General features: G+C 44.4%; 37 protein-coding genes and 1 pseudogene. 19 read left to right on the top strand and 19 right to left on the bottom strand.

The window, feature by feature from the left end; genetic code table 11:
• Window positions 1–7: 7 nt before the first annotated feature.
• The 4 genes from JGK36_RS12160 to JGK36_RS12145 form a co-directional block, all read right to left on the bottom strand.
• Window positions 8–331: a type II toxin-antitoxin system PemK/MazF family toxin gene (locus JGK36_RS12160; protein ID WP_293180074.1), complete on the bottom strand. Its 324-nt coding sequence runs from the start codon at window positions 329–331 to the stop codon at window positions 8–10.
• On the bottom strand, window positions 325–585 hold the full coding sequence (locus tag JGK36_RS12155) for an AbrB/MazE/SpoVT family DNA-binding domain-containing protein (RefSeq protein WP_293180071.1): 261 nt from the start codon (window positions 583–585) through the stop codon (window positions 325–327). The genes JGK36_RS12160 and JGK36_RS12155 overlap by 7 nt, the downstream gene beginning before the upstream one ends.
• Window positions 586–644: 59 nt before the next feature.
• Window positions 645–2,045, bottom strand: a complete 1,401-nt coding sequence (locus JGK36_RS12150) for a 3' terminal RNA ribose 2'-O-methyltransferase Hen1 (protein WP_293197023.1) — start codon at window positions 2,043–2,045, stop codon at window positions 645–647.
• A 132-nt stretch (window positions 2,046–2,177) separates the two neighbouring features.
• Complete coding sequence (locus tag JGK36_RS12145; RefSeq protein WP_293180065.1) at window positions 2,178–3,626, bottom strand: GTP-binding protein; 1,449 nt, start codon at window positions 3,624–3,626, stop codon at window positions 2,178–2,180.
• A gap of 212 nt (window positions 3,627–3,838) precedes the next feature.
• On the opposite strand from JGK36_RS12145, the gene JGK36_RS12140 reads away from it, so the two are divergent.
• From JGK36_RS12140 to JGK36_RS12120, 5 genes and pseudogenes are all read left to right on the top strand, one after another.
• Window positions 3,839–4,675, top strand: coding sequence for a type II CAAX endopeptidase family protein (locus JGK36_RS12140; protein ID WP_293180063.1), 837 nt, complete (start codon window positions 3,839–3,841; stop codon window positions 4,673–4,675).
• A gap of 63 nt (window positions 4,676–4,738) precedes the next feature.
• Window positions 4,739–4,957 (top strand): hypothetical protein, encoded by a 219-nt coding sequence (locus JGK36_RS12135; RefSeq protein WP_293180061.1) that lies wholly within the window; start codon window positions 4,739–4,741, stop codon window positions 4,955–4,957.
• Complete coding sequence (locus JGK36_RS12130) at window positions 4,950–5,381, top strand: hypothetical protein (RefSeq protein WP_293180059.1); 432 nt, start codon at window positions 4,950–4,952, stop codon at window positions 5,379–5,381. The genes JGK36_RS12135 and JGK36_RS12130 overlap by 8 nt, the downstream gene beginning before the upstream one ends.
• A pseudogene (locus JGK36_RS12125) lies at window positions 5,374–5,589 on the top strand (CPBP family intramembrane glutamate endopeptidase); the annotation flags it as partial. The gene JGK36_RS12130 and the pseudogene JGK36_RS12125, both read left to right, overlap by 8 nt.
• Window positions 5,590–5,676: 87 nt before the next feature.
• The gene (locus tag JGK36_RS12120; protein ID WP_293197024.1) at window positions 5,677–5,904 is read left to right on the top strand and encodes a DUF433 domain-containing protein; all 228 of its coding nucleotides are present in this window, start codon (window positions 5,677–5,679) and stop codon (window positions 5,902–5,904) included.
• Between the two features lie 124 nt (window positions 5,905–6,028).
• Here the strand turns inward: JGK36_RS12120 and JGK36_RS12115 are convergent, their stop codons facing one another.
• The 3 genes from JGK36_RS12115 to JGK36_RS12105 form a co-directional block, all read right to left on the bottom strand.
• Window positions 6,029–6,406, bottom strand: a complete 378-nt coding sequence (locus tag JGK36_RS12115) for a HEPN domain-containing protein (RefSeq protein WP_293197025.1) — start codon at window positions 6,404–6,406, stop codon at window positions 6,029–6,031.
• Window positions 6,396–6,860: a hypothetical protein gene (locus JGK36_RS12110; RefSeq protein ID WP_293190107.1), complete on the bottom strand. Its 465-nt coding sequence runs from the start codon at window positions 6,858–6,860 to the stop codon at window positions 6,396–6,398. Before JGK36_RS12110 ends, JGK36_RS12115 begins: the two co-directional genes overlap by 11 nt.
• Before the next feature lie 139 nt (window positions 6,861–6,999).
• On the bottom strand, window positions 7,000–7,230 hold the full coding sequence (locus JGK36_RS12105; RefSeq protein ID WP_363319191.1) for a hypothetical protein: 231 nt from the start codon (window positions 7,228–7,230) through the stop codon (window positions 7,000–7,002).
• A 56-nt stretch (window positions 7,231–7,286) separates the two neighbouring features.
• On the opposite strand from JGK36_RS12105, the gene JGK36_RS12100 reads away from it, so the two are divergent.
• Window positions 7,287–7,607: an S-layer protein gene (locus JGK36_RS12100; protein WP_293190108.1), complete on the top strand. Its 321-nt coding sequence runs from the start codon at window positions 7,287–7,289 to the stop codon at window positions 7,605–7,607.
• Here JGK36_RS12100 and JGK36_RS12095 read toward each other — a convergent pair.
• The 6 genes from JGK36_RS12095 to psbH all read right to left on the bottom strand — a co-directional run bounded on the left by JGK36_RS12095 (window position 7,569) and on the right by psbH (window position 10,034).
• Window positions 7,569–7,898, bottom strand: a complete 330-nt coding sequence (locus JGK36_RS12095) for a helix-turn-helix domain-containing protein (protein WP_293190109.1) — start codon at window positions 7,896–7,898, stop codon at window positions 7,569–7,571. The genes JGK36_RS12100 and JGK36_RS12095 overlap by 39 nt on opposite strands.
• A gap of 105 nt (window positions 7,899–8,003) precedes the next feature.
• Window positions 8,004–8,372, bottom strand: coding sequence for a type II toxin-antitoxin system RelE/ParE family toxin (locus JGK36_RS12090; RefSeq protein ID WP_293190110.1), 369 nt, complete (start codon window positions 8,370–8,372; stop codon window positions 8,004–8,006).
• A 130-nt stretch (window positions 8,373–8,502) separates the two neighbouring features.
• Entirely contained in the window at window positions 8,503–8,769 is a 267-nt protein-coding gene (locus JGK36_RS12085) for a DUF3146 family protein (protein ID WP_293190111.1), read from the bottom strand.
• Window positions 8,766–9,428: an aminoacyl-tRNA hydrolase gene (pth, locus tag JGK36_RS12080; protein WP_293190112.1), complete on the bottom strand. Its 663-nt coding sequence runs from the start codon at window positions 9,426–9,428 to the stop codon at window positions 8,766–8,768. Before pth ends, JGK36_RS12085 begins: the two co-directional genes overlap by 4 nt.
• Window positions 9,429–9,680 carry a TatA/E family twin arginine-targeting protein translocase gene (locus JGK36_RS12075; protein ID WP_293180036.1) on the bottom strand — a complete coding sequence of 84 codons (252 nt, stop codon included), beginning with the start codon at window positions 9,678–9,680 and terminating at the stop codon, window positions 9,429–9,431.
• Between the two features lie 150 nt (window positions 9,681–9,830).
• Window positions 9,831–10,034: a photosystem II reaction center protein PsbH gene (gene psbH, locus JGK36_RS12070; RefSeq protein WP_293127124.1), complete on the bottom strand. Its 204-nt coding sequence runs from the start codon at window positions 10,032–10,034 to the stop codon at window positions 9,831–9,833.
• Between the two features lie 216 nt (window positions 10,035–10,250).
• On the opposite strand from psbH, the gene psbN reads away from it, so the two are divergent.
• From psbN to JGK36_RS12055, 3 genes are all read left to right on the top strand, one after another.
• Window positions 10,251–10,382: a photosystem II reaction center protein PsbN gene (gene psbN / locus JGK36_RS12065; RefSeq protein ID WP_193971847.1), complete on the top strand. Its 132-nt coding sequence runs from the start codon at window positions 10,251–10,253 to the stop codon at window positions 10,380–10,382.
• Window positions 10,383–10,636: 254 nt separating this feature from the next.
• Window positions 10,637–11,737 (top strand): chorismate synthase, encoded by a 1,101-nt coding sequence (aroC, locus tag JGK36_RS12060; protein ID WP_293180033.1) that lies wholly within the window; start codon window positions 10,637–10,639, stop codon window positions 11,735–11,737.
• Window position 11,738: 1 nt separating this feature from the next.
• Window positions 11,739–12,650: an MBL fold metallo-hydrolase gene (locus JGK36_RS12055; RefSeq protein ID WP_293180031.1), complete on the top strand. Its 912-nt coding sequence runs from the start codon at window positions 11,739–11,741 to the stop codon at window positions 12,648–12,650.
• 423 nt (window positions 12,651–13,073) lie between these two features.
• Here the strand turns inward: JGK36_RS12055 and JGK36_RS12050 are convergent, their stop codons facing one another.
• Entirely contained in the window at window positions 13,074–13,331 is a 258-nt protein-coding gene (locus tag JGK36_RS12050; RefSeq protein WP_293180028.1) for a hypothetical protein, read from the bottom strand.
• 247 nt (window positions 13,332–13,578) lie between these two features.
• Here JGK36_RS12050 and JGK36_RS12045 point away from each other — a divergent pair, with 247 nt between their 5' ends.
• The 4 genes from JGK36_RS12045 (at window position 13,579) to JGK36_RS12030 (ending at window position 17,532) form a co-directional block, all read left to right on the top strand.
• Window positions 13,579–14,502, top strand: a complete 924-nt coding sequence (locus JGK36_RS12045; protein WP_293151072.1) for a hypothetical protein — start codon at window positions 13,579–13,581, stop codon at window positions 14,500–14,502.
• Between the two features lie 822 nt (window positions 14,503–15,324).
• The gene (locus JGK36_RS12040) at window positions 15,325–15,918 is read left to right on the top strand and encodes a class II aldolase/adducin family protein (RefSeq protein WP_293190114.1); all 594 of its coding nucleotides are present in this window, start codon (window positions 15,325–15,327) and stop codon (window positions 15,916–15,918) included.
• A gap of 413 nt (window positions 15,919–16,331) precedes the next feature.
• A complete protein-coding gene (locus JGK36_RS12035; RefSeq protein ID WP_293151059.1) occupies window positions 16,332–16,886 on the top strand; it encodes an Npun_F5560 family protein in 555 nt (184 codons plus the stop codon).
• Window positions 16,879–17,532: a hypothetical protein gene (locus JGK36_RS12030; protein WP_293197026.1), complete on the top strand. Its 654-nt coding sequence runs from the start codon at window positions 16,879–16,881 to the stop codon at window positions 17,530–17,532. The genes JGK36_RS12035 and JGK36_RS12030 overlap by 8 nt, the downstream gene beginning before the upstream one ends.
• A gap of 97 nt (window positions 17,533–17,629) precedes the next feature.
• On the opposite strand, the gene JGK36_RS12025 is transcribed toward JGK36_RS12030, so the two are convergent.
• Window positions 17,630–17,974 carry an STAS domain-containing protein gene (locus JGK36_RS12025; protein WP_293197027.1) on the bottom strand — a complete coding sequence of 115 codons (345 nt, stop codon included), beginning with the start codon at window positions 17,972–17,974 and terminating at the stop codon, window positions 17,630–17,632.
• Window positions 17,975–18,319: 345 nt separating this feature from the next.
• Here JGK36_RS12025 and JGK36_RS12020 point away from each other — a divergent pair, with 345 nt between their 5' ends.
• The 5 genes from JGK36_RS12020 (at window position 18,320) to JGK36_RS12000 (ending at window position 21,715) form a co-directional block, all read left to right on the top strand.
• Window positions 18,320–18,943 carry a DedA family protein gene (locus JGK36_RS12020; protein ID WP_293151269.1) on the top strand — a complete coding sequence of 208 codons (624 nt, stop codon included), beginning with the start codon at window positions 18,320–18,322 and terminating at the stop codon, window positions 18,941–18,943.
• Window positions 18,944–19,140: 197 nt separating this feature from the next.
• Window positions 19,141–19,875 (top strand): hypothetical protein, encoded by a 735-nt coding sequence (locus tag JGK36_RS12015; protein ID WP_293190115.1) that lies wholly within the window; start codon window positions 19,141–19,143, stop codon window positions 19,873–19,875.
• A 63-nt stretch (window positions 19,876–19,938) separates the two neighbouring features.
• Window positions 19,939–20,559 carry a Uma2 family endonuclease gene (locus JGK36_RS12010; protein WP_293180010.1) on the top strand — a complete coding sequence of 207 codons (621 nt, stop codon included), beginning with the start codon at window positions 19,939–19,941 and terminating at the stop codon, window positions 20,557–20,559.
• Between the two features lie 74 nt (window positions 20,560–20,633).
• Window positions 20,634–21,206 (top strand): Uma2 family endonuclease, encoded by a 573-nt coding sequence (locus tag JGK36_RS12005; protein ID WP_293180007.1) that lies wholly within the window; start codon window positions 20,634–20,636, stop codon window positions 21,204–21,206.
• Between the two features lie 80 nt (window positions 21,207–21,286).
• Entirely contained in the window at window positions 21,287–21,715 is a 429-nt protein-coding gene (locus JGK36_RS12000; protein ID WP_293180004.1) for a hypothetical protein, read from the top strand.
• Window positions 21,716–21,769: 54 nt separating this feature from the next.
• On the opposite strand, the gene JGK36_RS11995 is transcribed toward JGK36_RS12000, so the two are convergent.
• Together JGK36_RS11995 and JGK36_RS11990 are read right to left on the bottom strand one after the other, a co-directional pair.
• Entirely contained in the window at window positions 21,770–22,183 is a 414-nt protein-coding gene (locus tag JGK36_RS11995) for a hypothetical protein (RefSeq protein WP_293180001.1), read from the bottom strand.
• A gap of 44 nt (window positions 22,184–22,227) precedes the next feature.
• The gene (locus JGK36_RS11990; RefSeq protein WP_293179998.1) at window positions 22,228–22,785 is read right to left on the bottom strand and encodes a DUF6232 family protein; all 558 of its coding nucleotides are present in this window, start codon (window positions 22,783–22,785) and stop codon (window positions 22,228–22,230) included.
• 262 nt (window positions 22,786–23,047) lie between these two features.
• Here JGK36_RS11990 and JGK36_RS11985 point away from each other — a divergent pair, with 262 nt between their 5' ends.
• Window positions 23,048–23,827 (top strand): pentapeptide repeat-containing protein, encoded by a 780-nt coding sequence (locus JGK36_RS11985; RefSeq protein WP_293179995.1) that lies wholly within the window; start codon window positions 23,048–23,050, stop codon window positions 23,825–23,827.
• A gap of 39 nt (window positions 23,828–23,866) precedes the next feature.
• Here JGK36_RS11985 and JGK36_RS11980 read toward each other — a convergent pair whose 3' ends face one another.
• Both JGK36_RS11980 and JGK36_RS11975 read right to left on the bottom strand, forming a co-directional pair.
• On the bottom strand, window positions 23,867–24,493 hold the full coding sequence (locus tag JGK36_RS11980) for a Uma2 family endonuclease (protein ID WP_293179992.1): 627 nt from the start codon (window positions 24,491–24,493) through the stop codon (window positions 23,867–23,869).
• A 269-nt stretch (window positions 24,494–24,762) separates the two neighbouring features.
• The gene (locus JGK36_RS11975) at window positions 24,763–25,965 is read right to left on the bottom strand and encodes an argininosuccinate synthase (RefSeq protein ID WP_293179989.1); all 1,203 of its coding nucleotides are present in this window, start codon (window positions 25,963–25,965) and stop codon (window positions 24,763–24,765) included.
• Between the last annotated feature and the right edge of the window lie 452 nt (window positions 25,966–26,417).

Below are 26,417 nucleotides of genomic sequence, written 5' to 3'. Positions count from 1 at the left end.
AATAATATTATTCAGCAAACATCTGCGCCAGAATATCTAAAACAGCTTTTTGTTCGTCAGCGCTGATTTTACCGAGATATTGAACTAATCGATTTTTGTCAACAGTCCGAATTTGATCCAGGATAATTTGTCCATCTTTGCCTTGAAAATTACAAGCTATCCGGCTGGGATATGCTTGCCCCTTCGTTGTCATTGGAGCAATGATGACAGTGGAAATGCGCTTGTTCATATCATCGGGTGAAATCACTAAACAAGGTCTTGTTTTCTTAATTTCACTGCCAACAGTGGGGTCGAGATTAACTAAAAAAACATCAAAACGTTTGACTACCATTGCCACTCATTCTCCTCCCACTCAGTAGTTATGACATCATCAAGCAGGACATCATCATGTTGTTCGGCCATTTTTGCGAACGCTTCTTCCCAACCAGCACGCGGTTTTATAGCTGCACGAATGACGATTCGATCGCCCTGAACTTCGATTTCTACTGCTTCACTAATACCAATTTGCTCTAATAAAGATTTAGGAATGCGAATTCCTTGAGACCGATCGACTTTAATTATCTGGGTTTGGATAGATTTGCTCATAGCTGAAGCCTGCCTTTTTCCAAGTTTAACTACATTGTAAGCACAAAAAACTGTAGCAGTTATTCTATCAAAGCAAATATTGCCATTTGTGTAGGCGAACCAAGTGCTAAATCCTCCGATCCAACGGATCGAAACTCCACCCTAAAACCAAACCGTTCAGCCACCCCATTCGCCCAAGTCTGAAACTCTGCGCGCGTCCACTCAAAGCGGTGATCGCGGTGGCGAAATTTACCCGCCGGCAAGTTTTCAAACCGAACATTGTACTCAACGTTGGGAGTTGTGACGATCGCAAATTTCGGCCGCACAAACTCAAACAAAACCCGTTCAAAAGCAGCCAACCGTTCTAAATCGAGATGTTCGATCACCTCAATCACCGCTGCTGCGTCAAAATCAGTCAAGCGGCTGTCCCGATAAATCAGGGAACTTTGGATCAATTGTAAGCGAGATTGCTGTGCCGGAGAAAAGCGATCGACCTGCAATCGTTCCTTAGCGATTTCCAACGCCCGAAAAGACACATCGACTCCGGTAATTTGGGCGATCGCACTTTCGGCTAAAAGCAATCGCAGCAGTTTTCCCTCACCGCAGCCCAAATCTACCACTCGCTGAGCACCGCGGGCTTTTAAAACAGTCATCACAGCTTCTAAACGTTGTTCGTTGAGGCTAATTCGCTGTTCTAAAACTTCCTCTTCTAAAGCACGAGAAACTTCGCTTGCATCGCAGTCAAGATTATCTTCTTCTGCTAATTGTGCCACAGCAAGGCGAGTCAAACGGCGCTGGCGTTTCAAATAGCGATCGGCAATTTGTTCGCGGGCGGGATGCGAGTTCAACCAACCTTCGCCGTGACGCAATAACTTCTCGATTTCATCATCGCCCACCCAATAATGTTTATCGTCATCTAAGACAGGAATTAGTACATAAAGATGACTCAACAAATCCGCCAACCGCACTGTATTTTGCAGTTCCACAGCAAAGTAAGGACTCGCGCCCCACTCGGGAAATTGTTCGTCAAGAATCAGCGGTTTTGCTGCGACTTGATAGCCCAGCGGCTCAAACATTTGGCGCAGGAACTTCTCGCCCCCGCGACAGGGCAAAACCGACAGCTTAACTGTCAGCGGAATGGCAGTTTCTGCGAGTTCTGGACGGTCTTTGCAGCGCCCGGATAGGGCGGTACGGAAGACCTGGGCGAGGGCGACACTGAGAAAGGATGAGGCTACGTAGGGGCGATCGTTGACGTATTGTTCTAAAGGGCGATCGCCCGATTTGGTCTTACCGCGCACCAAACCAACCGGATCGACATCTAACAGCAAAGCTGCCGTGCACTTGTCTGCATTTGCTTCAGGATAAAACACGCTGGCTTGTCCGAAAGTCATCGGGAAGCATTGAAGGCGATCGGGATGTTTGTGCAGCAAATAGCCTAAATCCGTAGCAGGGACGCGAGTTGTGGAGATAGTTAATAACATAATATTGGGAATTGGGCATCGGGCATCGGGCATCGGGCATCGGGCATTGGGAATTGGTGTTTGTTATTTCATAATTACTTCTTTTTACTAATGACTAATGACTACTGACTACTGACTAATGACTACTGACTACTAAGATTGCTGTTTTTCCACACTTCCCAAATTCAACTTAGCGCGCAATTCATCCTTAATCCGATTTAAAATAGAATCCTCATCCAAAGAAGCCAAAATCTTACTCACCACAGCCTTCGGCCCATCATCACCCCAAGAAGCACCATTAGCCAAATAAGCCTTAGTAACTTGACCAATTCCGTAGCAAGAAACCCCAGCAATTGCAGCTTGAGTCACAGCCACAGAAACATAAGGCCCCAAAGCCAAACCACCCGTCGCCGGCGTCGCCAAACCCAGCAATCCTTTCAAAGAACTTAAGCCAAAATTCGCTAACAATTCCCCCGCAGTAATTCCCCCCATACTAATCGCAATCTTTTGCAGCAATTCCACCGCCCCCGCTTCGGTCATCGGAATGCCGTAAACTTTAGATAGAGTTAATATCATCACCACATCAATTACCGCCCCGCTGAGAATATCAACTATTGTAATTGGATTCAGGGCGATCGCCACAGCTTTAGTCATTACCCCATTCCAGATAATCCGGTTAGCAGCATCATCGCGAATCTCCATTTTTCGCTGCACCAACTGCTCGTTAATATCCCCCGCACAGAGCATCGTATTCAGCGCCACCAAAGATTTACCTTCTCTGTCTAAAATCTCCAAAATTTTTAATTTTAAATCTTGTACTTGTGGTAAACTGCGCGTCATTTTTACTCCCATACTTCCGTCGGGACGGCGCACCGCCTGCGCTGTCAAAGGTGAAGCCGCCGACATCACAATTTCATCGGGAGATAGCAATTCTCTCACGCGATCGTCCCGGATTTTATGATAAATTGCCAGCCTGTCTGCATCGGGATACTGGTCAATTTTATTAAACACTAATAACATCGGTTTTCCGGCTTCCCGCAACTGCGAAAGTGCTGCGTATTCTACTTTTGTAATATCGCCAGCCACCACAAACAAAATCAAATCGGCTTGTTGCGCGACGCGACGGGCTAAAAGTTCGCGAGTTTCGCCGTCAACTTCATCAATTCCCGGAGTATCGATTAATTCTACTTGCGACAAACGGTAAATAACCGGCGAAAGTCTATCGGGTAAATCATCATCAACACCATCTCCGACATCCCACTGGCCAATAGTTGTGGTGCGAGTCACCCCGTGAGTCGGGCCCGTTTCAAACACATTTTGACCCAAAAGCGCGTTCAAAACCGAAGATTTTCCCCTTCCTACCATCCCAAACACAGCGATTTGCACGCAAGCGCGCTCTAGCTTGTCGAGCATGGTTTCCAAGCCGCCAATTTCCGGCTCCAGTCCAGTTCGCTCTTGTGCTGTCAAATCGAGATTTTCTACTATATCTCGCAGAGCATCTTTGGCGCGGCGCAGGTTTAGTTCTGCTTGAATGTCTGCGAAGCTTAATATTGTGTCGTCTAATTCGCGATCGACATTTGAAAAATCCGATACTTCAGTCATTGTTACCTGATGTTATAGCTTTGCTTTACTTAAAGTTTCTACCGATATGATGCTATTCTAGCTTTTTCTGTGGGCTTTGTACATTAGGGGTAGGGCAATGGCGTGTTTATAATCCGGGTATGGACACAGCAATGCTGTGTCCTCATCCTGGTAAGGACACAGCAATGCTGTGTCCCTACAGATATCATGTAAAACTTGTTTAATTTACAACAATGATTAACCGCCTCCAAATAATAGCCAGTTATCCATTTCCATTACGTGTAATAATTTTCCTCTTAATCTTAGCAGCAATCTGGCTACCGCTAGCCGTACCAATTTATCTCTTAGTTAAAGATAGTAACCTAGCAACCATTCTGACAATGGGATTGCTGTTTACCGAGTTTTTGTTGCTACTTCCGCGCTGGGGAAAACAGGTTTACAGACAAACGCAATTGCTCAAAAGTTATGGTTTAGTAAATACGCGACAAAACGGTTTTGAGCTTTTGACGGGATTGGCGATCGGCATTTCGATTACTTTCACCCTATTTTTTGTGCAAGGGCTGCTCGGCTTTGTCGCATGGCAAAATTCTCATAATTTGCCGAGAATCATCGCAGAAGGGCTATTAAGCGCCCTGGGAGTGGGTTTTGCAGAGGAGTTGGTATTCCGGGGTTGGTTGTTCGACGAGTTGCAGCGGGATTACAGTTATCCGATGTCTGTGCGGGCGAACAGTCTGGTGTTTGCCCTATCTCATTTTATCAAACCCGTGGAGGCAATGCTGCGGACTTGGCCTCAGTTTCCGGGGCTGTTGTTGCTGGGTTTGATCCTGGTTTTGGCAAAGCGAAGTTGTCAAAATCGATTGGGTTTGTCGATCGGGCTTCATGCAGGTTTAGTCTGGGGATACTATATAATTAACGTCGGAGAGTTAGTGCGATATTCTGGCTCTGTCCCGGATTGGGTGACTGGAATTAACGGCAATCCGTTGGCTGGTGCGATCGGGCTATTGTTTTTGAGCGTGTTGGCTGTGGGAATGCGACAGATGTCGGAACAGTCCAAAGGGCGATCGGATTAATCAATTCTTGAAAATGGCATAATATATCAGACCATACTCTACAACCAACCTGGGGAAATTTTTATGCAGCTTGCTGAACTTCTACCACTCGTCAAAGATTTGCCTCACACTGACAAACTTTTACTACTGCATTTTATCGTATCAGAATTACTCCAAGAATCAGGTATAGTTCCGCTAGAAGAGCAAGGCAAAGTATCTAGCACTAATTCCTACAACTCTTTTGAAGCCGCTGCTGTATTAGCAAAGGCATTATCAGAAGAAAAAGCAGTAAAACATGGTTGATAAAGTCAGATTTGCGTTTACCGAAATCGATCCGCAACTGGGTGCATTAAGTACATTGCCTTACTTGCCACTAACTTTAACTTATCAGAATTGCTCTTTAAGTGCATCAGGCTTGCTAGATACAGGTTCTAGTGTTAACGTATTGCCCTACGAAATGGGATTAAGATTAGGAGCAATTTGGGAACGTCAAACACTTTCTGTTCCATTAGGAGGCAATTTGGCTAGGTTTGAGGCGCGGGCTTTGGTATTGAGGGCGAACATTGAGCGCTTTCCTCCAGTGGATTTAGCTTTTGCTTGGACAAAAGACAGGAATGCTCCATTAATTCTAGGACACATGAATTTCTTTCTGGAGTTTGATGTCTGCTTATACCGGGCTGAATTATTATTTGAAATTAGTCCTAAAAGGAGAGGAGAGCAAAGATAGGCTGGGTTTGTCGATCGGGATTCATGCAGGTTTAGTCTGGGGATACTATATAATTAACGTCGGAGAGTTAGTGCGATATTCTGGCTCTGTCCCGGATTGGGTGACAGGAATTAACGGCAATCCGTTGGCTGGTGCGATCGGGCTATTGTTTCTAGGTACATTGGCTGTGGGAATACGGCAAATGTCCGAACAATCCAAAGGTTTGTAATATATCCATCAGGTGCGTCGCTATGAGATTGTTGGGATTGAGTTAGGAATTTATCGCAGGATCCACACCCTACAACTACTTAGGCTTATGTCTCAGAATTTTCAGATAATTAGTATTTCTGGTGAAATCATGGGCGGAACACCTGTTTTTATTGGCACTAGGGTTCCTGTCCAAACACTTTTTGACTATTTAGAAGCCGGAGAGTCAATTGATGATTTTTTAGATGGATTTCCCACTGTAACTAGGGAGCAAGTAATTGCTCTGTTTGGCAGATTTGAAGCCTGTGGTGCCGAATATTTTGGCAATCTTAGCTAAGGTAGTAAAAGGTCAAGCTACGGTTGTTAGTGCGTAAGGGCGATATTTTGATCCATGACTCCATCGGCTGATGAAGCAACAAACCGGACTACAGCAAAAAAGCATTACCAAATTAAATTGATATTTAGAGACTACTTAGGTTAGAAATTATTTCTTGAGAACGCTTGATCGCAATACTAGCAATCGCAGATAATAAGGGAAAATTATCGTCATAGTCTGCTTGATTTCGATATCGGCGCAGCACTGCTAAATTATCGGCGATTAATTGACATCTTGAGTCAGGATTAATATCAAATTCTTGCCAAACATAGCGGTGAATATCGCTGGTTTTTGGCAGGGAATGACCTTGTTTATCTCGCAAATAGTTCCGCGCTAAGATAAAAGCAGCATAATAGGAACGACTGATAGCATCCCTCAATCGCGCCTCCTGTTCAGCAGGAATAGTTGCTTGACCAGCAAGTTCTTTTGCTAAATTTAGATATTGCAACCAATCAAAACTCATCAGTATATTCCAAAATCGTATAAAAGTTCTCCCGAATTTCATGGGATAATCCCCGAGACCAATTTTTACGCAATTCATCTTCTTTATCCATTGCTTCATCGGGAGCGAGGTCTGTTAAGATGATTGAGAGAACCAGATGAATATAGTTAGGAATTTCGGGGTCATTGATGACTTGAAGTAATAGTTTTTGTTCGGGAAAATAATGGCTAATCTGAACCGGTGCTTCTAGCACAACGGGAAGTAAAAACGGATATTTGTTAATAAATTTAATAACTTCTGTCTTGTCTCGGAAAATGTATGATTTTTCTAGGGTTTCGATGTCTGATTGGGAAATGAGGAAAGGCGCGACTCTTGGTGCTGATATCTTGTCTAAAATTAAGGATGCTATGGCATTTTGTTCTGCTTCGGGTAGTTGAGAGACAGTGGCAAAAGTTTCTGCTAATAGGTTATTCATTTTATAAATCTCCTATGGGACTATTCGTGATAAAAATCAATATTTCTAATTATAATCTGTTCGGCGGTGAATCTGAAAAAACATATTTTTAGCGCTACGTGCGAGAGGGAAAAAGAAAGAAGAGTAAAGGGGAAAAGGGCTAAGAAGTCCACGGAGTCACACACACAACTCGAAAACCGTTGCTGTCGTTGTCGAGTAAGCGTTTAGCTGGTAAAATAGCAGGATTGGGGTGTTTCGGCTGAAGATGTTTGACAACGCAGTGGGGATGTCCGGGTAAGTCTAAATCTTTGGCTAAGTATGTGTCGCCAAAACCGCCTTGTCCCAAGTCTTTGATCGTTTGATAACGATTGCGGAGAATAGGACTCGGCATAGTTTGCAGGGAATGCAGTGGAAGTTAGGATATATTGTCGCACAAAAAGTAATGAGATGCTTAAAATCAGAATCGTTGCCGCATTTGTACTGCTAGTTAGTGCCTGTTGTTCATCTCCCGCAAAAGCACAAAAGCTTGCACCAATAAAGCCCAGTAATTCTTTAGTTCAAGTCCAGCCAACCCGCGAACAAATCCTGAATGCTTGCGTACAGAATCGCGCGGAAACTCTGCCAAATCCTTTTACCGATGTGCCGCCAAATCACTGGGCTTACAAGGCAGTTTTGACGATGTATTATTGTGGCGCTTACCGAGAAGCAACTGCGCCTGCTTTTCCGACATCAGATAGTGACAACACTAATTCCAGGAATCTCAGGTGATTTTAGCTTTGGCTTCACTACAATTTGTACATCGCACCCTAAAGCATTTAAAAACCGAAACAACCTTTCTGTAGAAAAACCTGTCAGTTTCCCTCTCATCAAGGCTGAAACTTTTGGCTGGTCAATTCCTAATACTTCTGCTGCTTGAAGTTGATTCAGTTTCCTTTGAGTAATTATCTCATTGATCTGGCGCACCAGTTCAGCCTTCATCAGCATTTCATCAGCATTAGGCATACCCAAATCCGCAAATATATTACCACTACTAACTTGAATATCGATCTCTTTACTCACGATTATCTCCTTTTTATATTGTCTTGGTTATCTCTACAACAGTAGCGGTTAATTTCCAGCTTATTTAGAAATATAAGTAACTGCTATTACTACTTATTTTCACCGCTACTTATTCTTGAACTCTTCGTAATGCTCTTGAGCTCGTTTTAGTCTTTCTTGGATTAAGGTAATATCCTGTTGTGGTGTAGCAATTCCTTTTTTTGATTTTTTCTGAAAAGCGTGCAAAACATATACTGTATCTGCAAATTTTACGGTGTAAACGGCTCTATAAGTATCCCCATCATGGTCATCGGTAATTTCCAAAACTTTGGCACTTCCAAATCCTTTGAGAGGTTTAGCAGATTCGTATTTATCTCCTGTTTGTGCTAGATACAGAGCATAGCCCATGATGTCATGTACATCTTCTGGAAATTCTCTAAGATCGTTCAGAGAACTTCCAATCCATACAATAGTTTTGAATGATATTTTTGTCATATTTACAATATTGTCTCAAGAAGTTTTTTCTCATGGCTATCGATTCCTGTTGTTTTTGTTTGTGCCTACAATTCTATTATGCTAGATTTAGCATAAAGTGTCAAGAATTATTCCAAAATAAATATCAATTTTAAAACTGAGCCCGAACCGTAAACGAATAATCGCCACCTGGTTCAAGCTGATAATCCCATTTTTCTAGAAAACGGTGCAGCGGTTCCTGAATCAATGCCCTACCCTGAGAAGGTTCCAGAATTAGTGTTTTTTCTTCCCGAAAACGCCATTGAAAGTGCCACTCAAAACTGCCGGCACTTACTTCACCTTCAATCGTGCCTTTTAGCCAAGATTGACCCGTAACTCGGACATGGGCTGTAGTTTCAGGCAAACGTCTCGAACTCACCTTTTTGTTTCCGCGTTTGTTTCTATAATGGTACGATTGTTGTAGAGACTCATGCTTTTTTCTATTCCTTGTTGCAGACTTAGCTCGATCGCCTCTACAACCAATTTCAGCATCTTCTCTACTAACTGACTTTCCTCTGAGGAAAATTTTCCTAATACGAAGGAAATCGTATCTTTATCATTTTTAGCAGGATCGCTTTGAGGTTTGCCGATGCCAATCCGCAATCGGGGAAATTTGTCTGTCCCCAAATGAGAAATTGTGGATTTCATGCCGTTGTGCCCGCCCGCTGAACCGGCTAGGCGCATTCTCATTTTCCCGATCGGCAAATCCATATCGTCGTACACTACTAACACAGCAGGCGCAGGTATTTTGTACCAATCCGCAGCCGCCCGAATCGATTGGCCCGACAGATTCATGTACGTCAGCGGTTTCAGCAAGCGAATTTTCTGTCCGCGCGGCCGATTTCCCTCGCCGAATATGCCTTGAAATTTGCGATTTTCCAACAGCGAAATCTGCCAAGCTTGAGCCAAAGCATCTACTGCATTAAAGCCGATATTGTGTCGCGTGCGATCGTACTTTGGTTCTGGATTCCCCAAACCTACAATTAGCTGGGGAATCACCAACTCTGCTGGAGTTTCCGACTTCTGAGTGTTGTTCATTTAAATGTCTGTGCTATCTTCCTTAACAGCCGCGAGTTTTTCCGGTTCCGGCTTTTTGATTGCGACTGCTTCTTCTAACTGCTTCGTTTCCCGCGTAAACTCCGACTCAAAATCCCGCGAAGCATCCTGAAAACTCCGCAGTGCTTTCCCGAAACTACGACCAATTTCTGGTAACTTTTTCGGGCCGAATACCAACAGCGCGATCGTGAAAATTACTGCCATTTCCGGCAAACCAATGCCAAAAATATTCATTTTGTTTCTCCTGCAATTTGTTTAATTAGTTAGAATTTAATTCCGACGCACTAACGGGAAAGGGCAAGGGGAAATGGGAAAACTTAGCTTTTACCCTTTCTCCTCTACCCTCAGCTTTTACTGTTAGTCTTAAATTTCGCTGCTCAAAGTTTAGCGGCCGAGACTCGACCAATCAACGTCCACATTCTCTAGAATCAGAGAAGAGTTGTAGATTTGCAAAATAATCAACAAGAACACGAAAAACAGTCCAATGAAAACGCTCATCAATAGGGTGGTTCCCCAACCGGGGGCTACCTTGCCGTATTCTGAGTTAAGGGGTTTGAGTCTGTCTCCCAACCAAGTCCGTTGTGCCATAAGTCACCTGCAATGAATCTCTACAGAAAAGTTTGACATATTTCCACCGCTAATTGCGATCGCAATTTCTCAGATCCCCCACTCGGACACTCTCCCCCTCTCCCTGTCCCACTCAGAGGCTGCCATACCGTACCGCGCCTCAAATTACTAGACTTTTAGACGAATTGTTATTTTTTGTAATATTATAGAGGGGATCACTCATAATCGCTCCTCAATATGGAACCAGCAGCAGTTCTCGGCATTTCTCTCGGTATGTGTCTGGTGGCAATCACCGGTTTCTCGATCTACACGGCTTTCGGCCCTCCTGCTAAGGAATTGAGAGATCCTTTTGAAGAACACGAAGATTAGAAATGAAGGAAGAAGGAAGAGGGAAGAAGGAAGATTTTCCCTCTCTCCCCATCTCCCCCTCCCCCCTCTCTCCCCATCTCCCCCTCTCCCCCTTTCCCAATTTTCCCCCTCCCCGCTGCGATCGAACTTCTGCGTTGCGCGAATCACCGTCTCCTGCTGCTCAATGCTATATTCTTTAAAATACGCTAAATCTATATTTGAGAAATCTATCTTCCAGTTAAAGTAAAAATTATTAAGTTTCAGGGAAAAGCATTATGGGCAATAGCTTTGGGCATCTATTTCGGATATCGACATTTGGGGAATCTCACGGCGGGGGTGTGGGAGTGGTAATTGACGGTTGCCCGCCTCTGGTGTCGATCGACTCATCGGAAATTCAAGCGGAACTCGATCGCCGCCGCCCCGGACAAAGCAAAATTACCACACCCCGCAAAGAAGCAGATACCTGCGAAATTCTGTCGGGTGTGTTTGAAGGCAAAACTCTGGGAACGCCGATCGCCATTTTAGTCCGCAATCAAGACACTCGTCCCCAAGATTATGGCGAAATGGCCACAACTTACCGTCCTTCCCATGCTGATGCTACCTACGATGCTAAGTACGGAATTCGCAACTGGCAAGGCGGAGGTCGATCGTCGGCGAGAGAAACAATTGGTAGAGTAGCAGCAGGGGCGATCGCCAAAAAAATTCTCCAACAAGCAGCAGGCGTAGAAATAGTCGGCTACGTCAAACGCATCAAAGACTTAGAATGCGTCGCCGACCCGGACACTGTTACCTTAGAACAAGTAGAAAGCAACATCGTTCGCTGTCCCGATGCCGAATGCGCCATTAAAATGATTGAACTGATCGAAAAAGTTCGCGACAGTGGAGATTCGATCGGCGGCGTAGTCGAATGCGTCGCCCGCAACGTACCCAAAGGTCTGGGAATGCCGGTATTCGACAAACTCGAAGCCGATTTGGCCAAAGCGATTATGTCATTACCCGCCAGCAAAGGCTTTGAAATTGGTTCGGGCTTTGCGGGGACTCTGCTTTTGGGCAGCGAACATAATGATGAATACTATACTGATGAACAAGGAGAAATTCGTACAGTCACGAATCGCTCCGGTGGAATTCAGGGTGGCATTGCTAACGGTGAAAATATCATTCTGCGCGCGGCTTTCAAGCCAACTGCAACAATTCGCCAGCAACAGCGCACAGTCACCCGAGAGGGGGAAGCAACGCTGCTGGCGGCAAAAGGAAGGCACGACCCTTGCGTTTTACCAAGAGCTGTGCCAATGGTCGAAGCAATGGTAGCTTTAGTGTTGTGCGACCATCTGCTGCGCCATCACGGACAATGTGGAACCTTAAAGTCTGAATTTTAAAATGGAAATCAGCTTGTCCTCTGTAGTGGCAAATCCCGTTGATTGCCCTCAACCCTCCGAAGCAATAAAAGGTATAGATGATTTTGTAGTACAGTTCTGGGGCGTGCGGGGCAGTGTTCCGACACCCGGATCGGAAACTGTTCGCTACGGTGGCAATACTTCTTGTTTGGAAATGCGAGTCGGTGGAAAACGCTTGATTTTTGACGGCGGAACTGGCTTGCGGATGCTGGGAGACCAGTTGCTGCAAGAAATGCCCGTGCAAGCTTATATGTTTTTTACTCACTATCACTGGGATCACATTCAAGGGTTCCCAATGTTCGCCCCAGCTTTCATTCGCGGCAATAGCTTTGATATTTATGGGGCAATTCCCCCCGATGGAGATTGCCTGAAACGGCACTTCGTCGAACGGGTTTTGCACTCCAATTCGCCGGTACCGCTGATGGGTTTGCCGGCAGATCTGACTTTTCACGAGATCGATCACAACCAGACGATGATGCTGGACGATATTGAGATTAGAACTGGTTCTCTGAATCACCCGAATACTGCTATGGGATATCGGGTGACTTGGCAGGGACGTTCAGTTGTTTACTGTTCGGATACGGAACATTTTCCCGATCGAATAGATGAAAATGTGTACAATTTAGCCCTCGACGCTGACGTGCTGATCTACGATGCGATGTACACCGACGAGGAATATCACAACCCCAAGTCTCCGAAGGTGGGTTGGGGACACTCGACTTGGCAGGAAGCGGTGAGAATGGCTAAGGAGGCCCGGGTGAAACGGGTGGTGATTTTTCACCACGATCCGGCTCATACTGACGATTTTCTCGATCGCATCGCCGAAGACGTGCAAATCGCTTTTCCCAAGGCTGTTATGGCCCGCGAGGGTCTTATTTTGCCGATCGGCTTCTGAACTTTCGTCGGTACGGTCGATCGTATCCTTTGTCAAATCATCATGATGATGATGATGATGATGATGATGTGGAGTAGGTCTCGCGGCCTGCTCCACAACTTTTTTATGTGTAGCAAAGAGTCTTGGTACGTGGTATAATTCTGACTTGGTAACTTTTTAGGAAGAATATTTAAGGTTTTTTTCATTGTTTGACAGGCTCTTATTTGAGAAAATCGAACAAAATTGGCAGTTTGTTATTCAAAGCGGGAGTTTAGCTGCTCAAGTCTGTAGACCCGATTACTGGACTTTCTGTGACTGTGATGGGTAGAAATATGCCGACCGGAAAAAATATCTAGTGCAAGCAAGGTCTCAGACTTTCGCCAAATGCCACGACAGAACTAACGTCGCCCCTAAACCAAAGCAAAAATTTATTGCGACGTGCTATTATTTGCGATCGAGTAACGACGCATCTGGCCCGATCGCTTCCGCAAAATGCACAGCAAGAAGTAAAATAACTGGAGGATTGCCAGAGGCGAAAAGGTCAACGTTTTGAGTGCCAACAAACACGGCAAAGCTCGTGAGAGCAGACTCTCGCGATGAGCGGCTGGTGGCAGCAAACTTCCCAAATCCCGATCGCCCAGTAATTTTCTGAGAATTCCTAAAGATAAAAGCTGAGGTTAGATTTACGAAAAAATACAGCATTGCGATGCTTTTTTCCGAACATGAATATTGGCAACTCTGAAAAGCCGATTTGAGAGCTTTTCGTTACAATCTGAGGAATTTTTCAGCAGTCAATTTCACTCAAAAGAAAGAGACTATCGCTCTTTGGTTTGGGACTAGCTGCAAGCAAAGTGAAAGTTATGACTTGACTATCAAAATGGGAAATTTACGTTTTAGATCTTCAGCAAATCAGTACAGATGGATTGCCTTAGGCAGTTTCGCTGTAATTATGGGTATTTCAGGGGCCCTTGCCTACCGCCTAGCTCCGCCACCCGGATTCATGGCCCAAGGCACTCTCACTTCTAACAATCCGCCAGTCAAATTTTCGAGCACGGGCACGACAATTCTCAAGCAGGGAGAGCAACTGACTCCGGATGTTCTACTGGCAGATAATGTTGTCAAAGCCGTGGCAGATGCAGTTAAACTGTCGCCGCAGCAAGTTCGACAAAATGCTAGCGTCCAGATTTCTAAGCCGGAACAACCGCTAGAGATTGCTGTTGGGTATCGCTCGCTCGATCAGCAGCAAGCAATCAAAACAGCGGATATGTTGATGAAGGGCATGGTTGAAAAAAGCCGGCTGATTAACAGATATCGCTGGCAATCAGTCAATCAGACGCTCAACCAACGCTTGGCACAAGTCACTCAAGACCTGAAACAAGCTCAGCAAAAACTCGACCAATACGAAAGAGAGCGCGCTCGCCTGTTGCAGCAAATGAAGCTTCAGCAAGACGTTTACAACAAAACTCAGCTTGCGATGGCGGATACGCAAGCCTCGGAAAAAGAAATGGTGAGCAGTTTGGCCGCCGCTACAGCGCCACAAATTGTGGCGACGCCCACGAGCGATCCAACTGTGCCTCTGATTGTGGGAGTTGGCCTGCTGTTAGCGATTTTGGTAAGTCGCGGTTTGATTCCTTCAGTGGCGGATTGGAGGAACAAAGCAGCTTTTCAGCGAGAAGAGAGCGAAAGGCTCCAAAGTGCTTTGTACCGACTGATCAAGGAAGGCAGCGGCGAAATCACTCTGGTACGGTTTGCGATGGAGACGCGGCTGTCGCCGGATGTCGCCCAGCGTTTTTTGAACCAACAAGCTGAAGTCTTTAATGCCAACTGTGAAATTAAAGACGACGGCAGCATTTTGTATCATTTCCACATTTAAAGGGCTGCGGGCGCGAGCCCTCCACAGAAGAGTTTAGCCGATCGAGCCACTGCTCGATCGGCTTGCTTTTTTGGGGCGAGCAGATGTTCCAGGAAGAAGGTTTCAGAGATACCTCACTTTTCGCGAGCAAAGATATATATGAAAAAAGGGAAAAAATAATAGCAATGGTTGCAGCTAGTTTTGGCGATCGGGCGGTCTTAACAGAACTTAATTAAGTTATATAAAAACACGGAAAAGCAATAAGAATAAGGGTTTTAGCAATTGACCACTCCTGATCGGCTGGCATTTGTGTTGATACTGGCTGGCATTTGTGTTGATTTGGTAAACTTTTTGGATTTGGTGTTCCGCTCACTTAAATATCTATATAATAAAAAATAAGTAAATGTACGGTTGATTTTACCTAAGTTCCCGGATAAAGGACTACTCGATCGTTAAATATTGTTGAGAGGGTTAACAAGCTCAGTAGAAATACTGTAATCTCAAGCAATAACTTGTTGAGGGAAGTTAGATAGTTTCACATAAGAGACTCGATCTAGCAAGAGCCAAGAATCAAACTCCCAGCCTGAAAGCGTGTGTTTTTACCTTCCACTTTTGCAATGACCTGTTGAGGCTAGACTTATGATGTTTGGAATAATTTGTTCTTCTTGCGTAGTATACTTTTTGCTAATGTCGATCGCCAATTACGGTGACACAGGAATGTAAATTATTGAAGGCACTCAGGCACTCTCGACAGAAGGCAGCAGACAAAAAAACAGTTTGACAACTTCGGTGAAGTCTCAGAAGCTGACTTGTGTGTCGTGGATTTGCTAGGAATAAAAATAGATGGATGAAGGAGTCGTTAAGTACCGCTGCGAATGGCAAGAGGCAGATCCTTTAGCTGCCGAGAACATAGCAGATTTGATGGACTGGCGCGATCGACTCCACTCTTGGGGACTAATAGGCGTCTACGAAAATAGTATTGGTTTTGGTAACATCAGTATCAGAATTGGCAATTCTTGTCAGTTCATTATTTCAGGCACCCAGACGGCACACTTGCCAAATCTGGGGCCTGAATTTTATTGTACTGTTACCGAATTTAACTTAGAACAAAATTTCCTCGGCTGTCGCGGCCCCGTACCAGCTTCGTCGGAGTCTCTAACTCACGCTGCACTGTACCTTCGCAGAGATGATGTGCGTGCGATAATTCACGTTCACAATCCTCAACTATGGCAGCAACTGCTGTTTAAAATTCCTACTACTAGAAAAGAGATACCCTATGGCACTCCTCAAATGGCGCTAGAAATGTTTAGACTTTTTGACGAGGAGAATTTGGCCGATCGCAAAATTCTGGCCATGGCCGGTCACGAGGACGGAATTATCTGTTTTGGCGGCACCTTGGATGAAGCTGGCAAAGTGCTCTCGGCGGCGATCGGGTAAACTGGAGATCTCGCACTCTTGCCAGAAAAAGCTCATCGTGATATGTAGTTAGAAACCAGGTTTCTACCAATTTTGCGACAGGGATAAGAAATCTACGCAGAAACCTGGTTTCTGAGGTAAGCGAGGCCACACAGATGAACTTGTCTCTCAAAAGCGGTTTTTTTAACCAAATATTTGACTCAAACCGCAATCATGCAACTGTAGGTGTGCGCTTCAATCCCTTATAAAATCTAAAATCTAAAATCTAAAATCGGCTGATGTTGGTGCCGATCGGGGTTAAACTGGGCTTGGTCGTTGATTTGTCACCGATCGCTCTAGCGACTGCGGGTTCAAAACTTTTCAAGTGCCTCTTGCCTCTGAGGTAAGGTAAAGATATTTTAAAGAAATATATAATGTAAAAACTGAGGGCCATTGTGAATCAGACGAAACTTGTAAGCTCAAAAGAACTGCAATCAGAGGTATCTCGTCTCACCGAAGAGCTGCAAATGCGCGACCAATTGGTGCAGCAGTTATCTCAAGAACTTTTCAGACTGGTCAAGGGAAATTCGAGTTTTGTCCCGGCGCCGGAAGTTTCCGATCGCCACCAAGCTCAAATGCAGGCGATGCGAGAACAATTGCAAGCCGTGGAAGAGCAAGTTGGTTTTTATCAAGAACAAATCGCCGAGCGCGATGCTGAGGTTTACCAACTGCGACAGTCGGTGCAAGAATTGACCGATCGCTCTAGAATGCTCGAACAGGTGGTTCAGGAATTGCCGGGAGTTTACCGCCAGAAGTTTGCCGAGCGGATCGAGCCGATTAAGGAAAAGTTGCAGCAACTGCAAAAGGAAAACAACCAGTTGCACACTGAGTTACAGAGCGTGACTTACCGTCTGGCGGTACGCAACCGCAAGGCTAAGGGCCTGGATCTGCCCAGCGTCGATCCTGAGGACGATCGCGGTATTCAAATGCCGAGCTTTGGCAATGCCTAAAGTTGTGATTGTAACAGGCTACGAACAAGGCTCGGCCGATCGCCTCAAGGCTGCGATCGCTCAATCCGATCCTTTAACTGAAGTCGAGATATGTGCGGTTTCTGAACTCAATTCTGGCGCGATCGCTCTTTCGGGGGCGATCGTTTGCCCTTTGACGCTGGATGTTCCGTCCAATCTGGTTTTTCCGGGTCAATATGTGTTTCGATTTGGCGCTAATGTTGCGGCGGCGCGCGATCGAGTGGCTCGGGAACTACAAGTGTCCGTCGGCGATGGCAATTTTTGGCTGCCGGTGGTGTTGACGGCAAAGGGGCCGCTGTATGCTGAGGCGATCGCTGGGGAATCTGACAAGTTGTCGAGCGAGTTGAGTTACTCTCAACCGCTGCATTTGTCTGATGTTTGGCGGCAGCAGTTGTACGAGTTGGCTTTCCGCTTGCTCGTGGATCTTTTAAATGCGCCACCGGCGACTTATTTGATGCAGTTCGGGTTCGTTGGGGACAGGATTTGTTTCGATCGACTTTTGCCTTTTCCGGCTGCACCTGCGATCGCTTCTGTCGGCGTTCAAGTACCGGATTTATTTGTCTGTTATTGGTATTGCTTGACAAATAAGCCTATTTACGATATGCAAATTACTTCTTTATGTTCGTAGTGAGGACTTTAGTCCTTTCTTGATGAATCAATTAGGACTCTTCGTCCTTACTACGAACCTAATTATGGGTAATTAACGGGAGATAGTAGAATTTTTATTAAGCAACTAAAGCGGGAGTTGCTGTTGAGATAATTTGCTCGAAAGTGTCAAAAATTTCAAAGAGTTGGTCGAGTTGAGTAATTTCAAAAATTAGCCTGACTGTGGCTGAGAGGTTGCAGATGACGAGGCGACATCCCCGGTGGCGGGCGGCGTTGAGCCCGCCGACTAAAGCGCACAGCCCCGAACTGTCGATGAAATCGACGCTAGTCATGTCAATTACCCACAGATTGTGGCGATCGGGCAAAATTTCTGCTAGCTGTTGTTGCAGGAGACTACCGGCTTGGGAGTCGAGGCAGTTTTGAGGCTGAAGCACGATGTGTTGGTGGAAGTTGGGAAATTGCATAACTGTTACCCTAAGATTGTAAAATGCGACTAAGTAAATTGATTTGCTGCTTCTGTCAAAAGACAGAATAATTTCAGCTAAAGTTTCAAGAGGCGATCGGGCTGACTAAATAATCGGAGGCGATCGCACTTGTGGTAGATTAAGTAAGATGACTGGCTTTCGATCGGAATGCAAGCGCAACAATTCCTGATTAATTGATTATCTCTGAAAGGTTAGTTTTTGCTTGAGCGGGCGATCGCAAGTGTAGTGTGTTTTTCATCACAGCGAAAGATTGCACTATTGGCCGAATCGAGCCAATATATAAAAGTATTGAGCTTTGCAAAAGTTTACGAAGGCAATATCGAAATGTCTTTTGAGTTTTTATCGTTAGAGACTATTCAGCAATTGGCGCGAGATTACGGCTACTGGGCTGTATTTTTCGGGATTTTGCTAGAAAATCTGGGAGTCCCTCTTCCAGGCGAGACAATTACGATTGCTGGCGGATTTTTGGCTGGCAGCGGGGAACTGAATTACTGGTACGTGCTCGGAAGTGCGATCGCCGGTGCGACTGTGGGGGGAAATTTCGGTTATGCGATCGGCAGATACGGCGGCTGGCCCCTGCTGCTGAAGCTGGGAAAAATCTTCCGCTTTCGGGAAGAACAACTGTTTGACTTAAAAGAAAAGTTTAGCGAAAATGCAGCTAAAGCCGTATTTTTGGGCCGTTTCATCGCACTGCTGCGAATTTTTGCCAGCCCCCTAGCGGGAATTGCAGAAATGCCCTTTTTGCAATTTTCATTCTTCAATATTTTGGGTGCCGCAAGCTGGGCATCCGTAATGGTAAGTTTGTCATACTTCTTAGGACAGGTTGTGTCTTTAGAGAAGTTAGTAGGTTGGGCTGCTCAATTTGCGGTAGTTGCTTTGCTATTAACAGTTGCTTGGATTGCAATTCCTATTTGGTTGGAGTCGCGGAATTTGGACAAGACTAAGTAGGGTTGGAGACTCTTCTCAAAAAGACTCAATCTTCTTGTGGAACGGGCATCTTGCCCGTTCTTAAAATAGTGTAACATCTGAGGTTAAACTTATATTTTACACCAATGTCAGGAACAGGCTAGAAGCCCGTTCCACAAACAATAAAACTTATTCTGAGGTAGACTTCGATATCTCTACATTTATAATAGATAGAAATCATGGGATACACTACAATCTTTGAAGGCACATTTCATTTAAATCAGCGGTTATTGGATAGCGAAACTCTTTATTTATTAGAGTTTTCTCGGACGAGGCGAATGAAGCGAAATCCTGAAATTTTGCAAGATGTTCCCGATGCGGCGAGAACAGCCGTGGGTTTGCCTGTGGGCGAAGAAGGCTGCTATTTTGTCAATGAAAAGTGGGATGAAGAGTCGGAATTGTCGATCGTAAATTACAACCGCCCGCCAAAGACTCAGCCCGGTTTGTGGTGTCAGTGGATTCCGACTGCTGACGGCGGGGGGATTCAGTGGAATGGCATGGAAAAATTTTATGATTATGTGGAATGGTTGCAGTATCTGATTGACAATTTTATCAAACCTTGGGGTTATGTTTTGAGAGGCGAGGTGAATTGGCAAGGGGAAGAGGCGGCGGATGTGGGTATGATTTGGGTTGAGAATAATGTGATTGTTTCGCCGGAGGGTGCACAGGAATTGTTGAGGTATGCGGTGTCGCCGGTATCAGTGCCAAAGGTGGTTTGGGATTATTTGCAAGCGGTGGAAGCGACGGGGAAGCCTCTGACACATTGGTATGAATTAGTCGATCGGGCGGTGGAGTTGGGACACGGGGAAGCGGCGCTGTGGTTCAAGCCTAATATGGATAAGTATTTGGATGGTTGGGAGAGGGGTTTTGAGTTTGAGGGGAAGGTAATTAAAATGACAGATAGTGAGCTTTGAGCGGTTGTTTTGATTGCGGATAATCCGGTTATAATTGTGAGTACGATCGCAGGAGGATGTAGTATGACGGCATCAACAGAAATTCGCGAAGAAGTAATTGAGAGTAAGCCACAACCTTATTACACTCCAGCCGAGTATTTTGCTTTAGAAGAAGCAGCAGAGGACAAAAGTGAATATTGTCGCGGTCAAATATTACCAATGCCTGCGAATTCCGCCAACCACAATATGATAGTAGGTGATATTATTACTCCTTTGAATTTTGCTTTTAAAGGACAGAAACATTATCATTTATTTGCTTTGGGCTTGCGTTTGTGGATACCACAAAAGCAATTTTGTACTTATCCTGATGTGATGGTGGTTGCGGGTAAGCTGGAGTTTGCGGAGGGGAGGAAAGATGCGATTACTAATGTGGTGATGGTGGCTGAGGTTTTATCGAAATCGACAGCAAATTACGATCGAGGTGAAAAATTTAAACTTTTGCGATCGATTCCCACTTTGAGGGAGTATATTTTGATCGATCAGTACGAGATGCACGTCGAACAGTTTTCTAAGACGGATGACAATAAGTGGGTTTTGTCTGAGTATGATGGTGCTGAAGCGGTTCTGGTGTTGAGCTCGGTGCAGTTTGAGATGTCTTTGGGCGAAATGTACGATCGCGTGGATTTTGAGTCGGAGTCTGATTAGTAGCCATAAAAAACATGATTAAGTAAGATCGAATTAAGCGAGTAAATTTAATCATAAAAATCGAGGAAAACGTAATGATTGCCAGCAAAAATCATCCTGACGTTTCAGTTAAAGACTATTTAGAAGGTGAACTGGTAAGTCCCATCAAGCATGAATACAGGAACGGACAAATCTATGCAATGGCCGGCGCAAGTAATCCCCATGTTTTGATTTGTCTAAATTTAGCAACTCTGCTGAGAAATCATCTGCGCGGGACTGGTTGCCTGGTTTTTATGGCCGATACAAAAGTAAGATTTGAGACAATTAATACTTTTTATTATCCAGATGTAGCTGTATCTTGCGATGAACGAGATACTACTTCTGTTGCCGATTTTATCTGCTATCCTTCGCTAATTGTGGAAGTCCTATCTCCAACAACTGAGGCGTTTGACAGAGGAGATAAATTTGCGGATTATCGATCGCTCTCAACTATACAAGAATATGTATTAATCGGTCAACAACGGATGAATGTAGATTGCTACCGTCGCGATGTGGAAGGGCGTTGGGTTTTTTCTTCCTGCGGTGAGGGGGAATGTCTGGAGTTGGCTAGTATCAATTTTCAGTGTCCAATCTCTGCTTTGTATGAGGATGTTCCTGGATTGAGTTAAGATGTCGTTGGGTGAAATGTTCGATCGCGTGGATTTTGAGTCTGAAGAGTGAAGTGATATAGTAGAATCCCGGAAGCATTATGAAATCTGAAAAGTCGGCTATTACCTACAATATCGGTCAAAAATGGGCTGTGACACTTTGCTGCGAAGCAGAGGAAAAACTGGAATTGAGAGTTGCAAAAATCCTTGAATATTTAGACAAAAATTATCTCTTAAAGCAATGGGAAATATTTGATATTGAAGCTACGGGCAGTTATGGCAATTGCTTGACTGCGCGGTGCAATAATCAGGAAATATTTCAGGTATCTACTTCTGATTTGTTGGAGGTAATGAGGGAAGAAGGTCAAGTTATTGAATTAGATGCTAGTTTGATCAAAGATGACGAGGAATTGTTTAAAATACTGATTCGAGATGGGGTTTCAATTGATTTGCTTGGCAGCGGGGAGATGATGCCACTGACGGTTTTGGGCAAATATGTTTATGTTGACAAAGAACTGTTTATGTGGTAAAGATAGTAAGTGTTCGCAACTCTCAGACGTGATTCTAAGAGTTGCAAACACTTACTAAAACCCAAACGCTTTAGTAATCAATGGCAGTAGATTATTGCAGAATTCTAGTAGTTCTGTCGCTTTTGGTACACTTTTCATAATTCGTTCTAGCATCCTATTTGCCTGTTTGGCTTTAGTCTTCATTTCTGCATCATTAGGATTTGTAGCAGCTTCAGCTAATTCCTTTACTTGTTTTAAAGCATCTTCTTTGTCATCTTCACTTAAATTTGGATCGGCTGAAATTGCTGCTTCGAGTTCAATCAGTAACTCTTTGATTCCGGGTTTATCAGGTTCAGAGGATGAAGGTAACTCGTTTATAGCGAATGAAACATCTCCTCCAACGTGACTTGATGAAGTGCCTTGAATATTACCTCCTGTAACAGCACCTCCAACACTTCCTCCGATTTGAATACCTTGTTTATCTTCCATTATTCCCTCCTAAGTTGATTGATATTTGGATAATACTGTTATTTTTAGTCATTTCGCGAAACATTTCCTCCAACATTACTTGATGAACTGCCTCCTATATCACCTGCTGTGACAGAACCTCCCACACTTCCTTCTATTCGGATAGATCGATCGGTCGAATAGACTACATAACTACCTTCTGCATTACTTTCCATGAAGTTGTATAAGAAATCAACTACTTTTTTTAATCCTTTCATATCGGTTGTCACAAATATTGGCATAGGAGAACCGGAATTCAGATATAACTTAAGACCGTATTTTTCGGGCGAAAAAGTATTTACAATTAACCAGATAATTGCTACTATCGCCATAATTATTCCTGCCGCTCTCATCTCAGCATTATTAAAATAAGTAGCTACAACAAGTCCAATGACAAACAATCCCAAAATCCATTGAAATGGAATTTTTGGGGTCTTAACTGGTGATATACCAAAACCTGTAATGTTGCGAAATTGATAGACATCAGAACCAAATTTAACTGTATTTTTGGTAATATATATCTTGGTGTCATCCCAGATAGGTCGGTCATTATCTTGTGATGATATGTTATTTGCAGCCATCATTCCCCCCTTTTTTTAAAACTGTGAACCCACCAGGTAATAAGAATTAATTCTATCCCTACATAAATGAAGTCCTTGGGACTGCTGATGAGTGCTATTGATATTGACATCCCTGTGTAGTTAGAAGTATAATAGCGACTTAATATGAGCTTCAACAGTGAGAAAAAGTAATAAAAAAGTAATAAAAAAGTAAGATTTGTTCCCTGTTGCGGTACAATCTATACTCAGCCTACCTTAACGCTCCGCTAGTAAGGGACTTTAACATATGACCGTTGACGAAGCCATAGCGATCGCAGAAACAGCCCTCAACTACGATCGCCTCAACAAAGTTCAAGAGCTAGTGTTTCGTCAATCCTGGGAAGGGCGGTCTTATAAAGAAATTGCAGCCAGTGCTGAATATGAATATGATTATATCAAAGATGCTGGTGCTAAACTATGGAAACTACTTTCAAAAGCACTAGAAGAAAAAGTCAAAAAAGATAATCTCAAGTCAGTATTGAAACGATATTTAAGACGAGGTAAAGTGAATCTACAGCGAAATCTGACCATCGAAGTTAATCTCACTGGTGCAAATCTCAGTGGAGCAAACTTAAGCGGTGCTAGATTATTCGCAAACTTAAATGAAGCTGATTATGGTCAAGCTGATTTAGATAAAACTATAAACGCTGACAGTGAAACAGAATTATCTGACTCGGAAAACAAAATTAACTGGAACGATTTTTGCTTTCACTCCGACGCACAAGTGAAAATTGCCGAAATACTCGATCGCACTTCCACTCTCTTCATCCCCAACTCCCAACTCCGACTCACAACACCGGAAGGGAGACAAAACCAAGAAGCTGACTTTCTTATATTCCACCAAAACAAGTTAGGAATGCTGAAAATTGACCGCGAATCATCGCATCAAAACACAGCAGAAGATGAAATGTGCGGACTTTCGATAGATTCTGGCATCAGTCTTGTCAAACATTACGATGCTACCCGATGCAGCGAACAACCGGCTCTAGTTGTGCAGGAGTTTTTGGAAATATTGAGTCAGGCATAGCTATGATACCAAATCCTGCCATAATATCCATTCTACTCTTCAGTCCGCGCAGGCGGACTTCGTTTGTGTAGTCGCGATTTCAATCGCCGACTGACTTTCGTTGGTAAAGATTACATCCTCATAGATAGAATCCATGCTAGTGCGAAAATCCACACTAGCCAAGTGAATTTCGCTTCCTTGGGTGTAAGAATACAAAACCCACAACCCCTCAGCATTGCGGCGAAAACACTCAACCCGCTGCCGCTTTTGACTAATTAACACATACTCCTGAAGCGTTTCTAATTCTTGATAGTCAGCAAACTTATCACCGCGATCGAATCCTTCAGTTCCTGTTGACAAAACCTCGATAATTAAACAAGGATGTCTTTTAAAAGATTGAAATGCTTTGTCCCGTTCATCGCAACTTACCATCACGTCGGGATAGTAGTAAATATTCCTAGATTCAATCCTAGCTTTCATGTCTGACATATAAGCACGACAGCCACTACCCCGAACATGATTTCTCAAAAGTGCAAATAAGTTGCCAGCAACTGTCACATGAGCATCACTTGCACCTGCCATTGCGTAGGTTTCGCCCTGAATATACTCATGTTTAACCTGGCTGAGTTCTTCTAATTTCAGATACTCTTCCGGTGAGATGTAATTTTGGCTTTGATTTGCAACCATTGGCTTTATATTGAGTTTTTTATGATACTAGATTCAGACCACTTCTATTGTACCAAACCCACTAGGATTTTTAAATTATTTGATCCATATTTTAACAAATAAGGTGGGCATTGCCCACCTTACTCTTAGTCCCACTCTGCTGGGACTTTGTTTGTCAGTCTTGCTGGATGCCGAGGCCAGAAACCGGGTTTCTTCCTAAATCTCTAGTTTAGAAAGCAAAGATTTTTGATAGAAACCCGGTTTCTTTGCACAAGTCCTGTTAACACATTCTAACCCCGATTCTTCTCCGACCAAATGCGGGTTGGCAATCCCCAAACGTAGACAAATCCTTCGGCTGCTTTGTGATCGAATTCATCCTCGGCGCCGTAGGTTGCTAAGTCGAAACTGTACAGCGAATTCTCTGATTTGCGGCCGACAATTGTGGCGTTTCCTTTGAACATTTTTAGGCGCACGGTTCCAGTTACTCGCTTTTGCGTGTCTAGAATAAATGCGTCTAAAGCTGTTTTTAAAGGGTTGTACCAAAGGCCGTTGTAAATCATTTGGCTGTAGGTTTCTTCGATGCCGCGCTTGTATCGCGTGACATCTGCTGTCAAAGTCAAACTTTCTAAGTCTCGGTGCGCGTGCATCAAAACTAAAATGGCTGGTGTTTCGTAAATTTCCCGCGATTTAATCCCGACTACACGATTTTCAATCATGTCGATGCGGCCGACTCCGTGATTTCCAGCTATTTCGTTGAGTTGGGTAATTAGGGCGACTGGTGCTAATTCTTTGCCGTTTAAACTGACTGGTTTTCCGCAGTCGAAACCGATTTCGATGTATTCGGGTGTGTCGGGAGTTTGTTCGATCGCCTTTGTCATCAAAAATACCTCTTCCGGCGGTTCCGCCCAAGGATCTTCGAGAATGCCGGCTTCGATCGCCATTCCTAACAAATTGCGATCGATACTATAAGGTGAAGACTTCTTCACCGGCGACGGAATCCCGCATCTTTCACCGTAGGCGATGGTTTCCTCGCGGCTCATTTTCCATTCCCGCGCTGGTGCTAAAATCTTAATCTTGGGATTCAGTGCGCCGATCGACACATCGAACCGTACTTGGTCATTTCCCTTACCAGTACAACCGTGGGCGATCGCATCCGCACCGTATTTTTCGGCAGCTTCTACCAACAATTTAGCAATCAGCGGGCGCGCTAGCGCCGTAGATAGCGGATACCGATTTTCGTAAAGCGCGTTAGCTTGAATTGCTGGGAAGGCATAATCTTTGACAAATTCTTCCGTAGCATCAATCACCAAAGATTCCGAAGCACCAGATGCTAAAGCTTTCTTGCGGATGGGTTCTAATTCATCTCCCTGTCCCAAATCCGCCGCCAGAGTAATTACCTCTTCGACTCCCCACTCCTTCATCAGGTAAGGAATGCAGACAGAAGTATCGACTCCGCCGGAATATGCTAGGACAACTTTTTTAGCGCGACTCATGAAAATACTCGGTAAGTGGGAAACTCAGCGGCTTTAGCCCTGAGAGGGAAACGATACGAGCGGTTTTAACCGCCTACCCCTTTCGGGGCTAGACAAGTAGAGGAATGGTACTTGTCTAATCCCTGTATTGCCGGGAGCGCCTTGCCATTCCAGTAAAGTGAGCTTCGCCAATGTTTAAAGAGCTTTTTAGACTTGCAACACTGTTCCAGTGACCTTAGAACTGTTTAATTGCAAATGACAGAGCAGGAAACTAGCTACGCATTTCCGGGTGTCGTGACTCAACAAACGTAGTCAGTTAAGACTTAGGCTGGTCAGTACGGCTTGCAGGAATTGCTCTTACAAGCCCAGTATCTTGGTTGAGTCGAGGGGGGATATTATTCCCCGCCCCTCTCAGTTAGAACCGGACGTGCGATTTTCACCGCATCCGGCTCCCGATGTTCTTGGCTTACGCC

The sequence above is a fragment of the Microcoleus sp. PH2017_35_SFW_U_B genome, assembly GCF_020737865.1.
Lineage (GTDB): Bacteria > Cyanobacteriota > Cyanobacteriia > Cyanobacteriales > Microcoleaceae > Microcoleus.
This window is presented reverse-complemented; position numbering and strand designations above follow the sequence as displayed.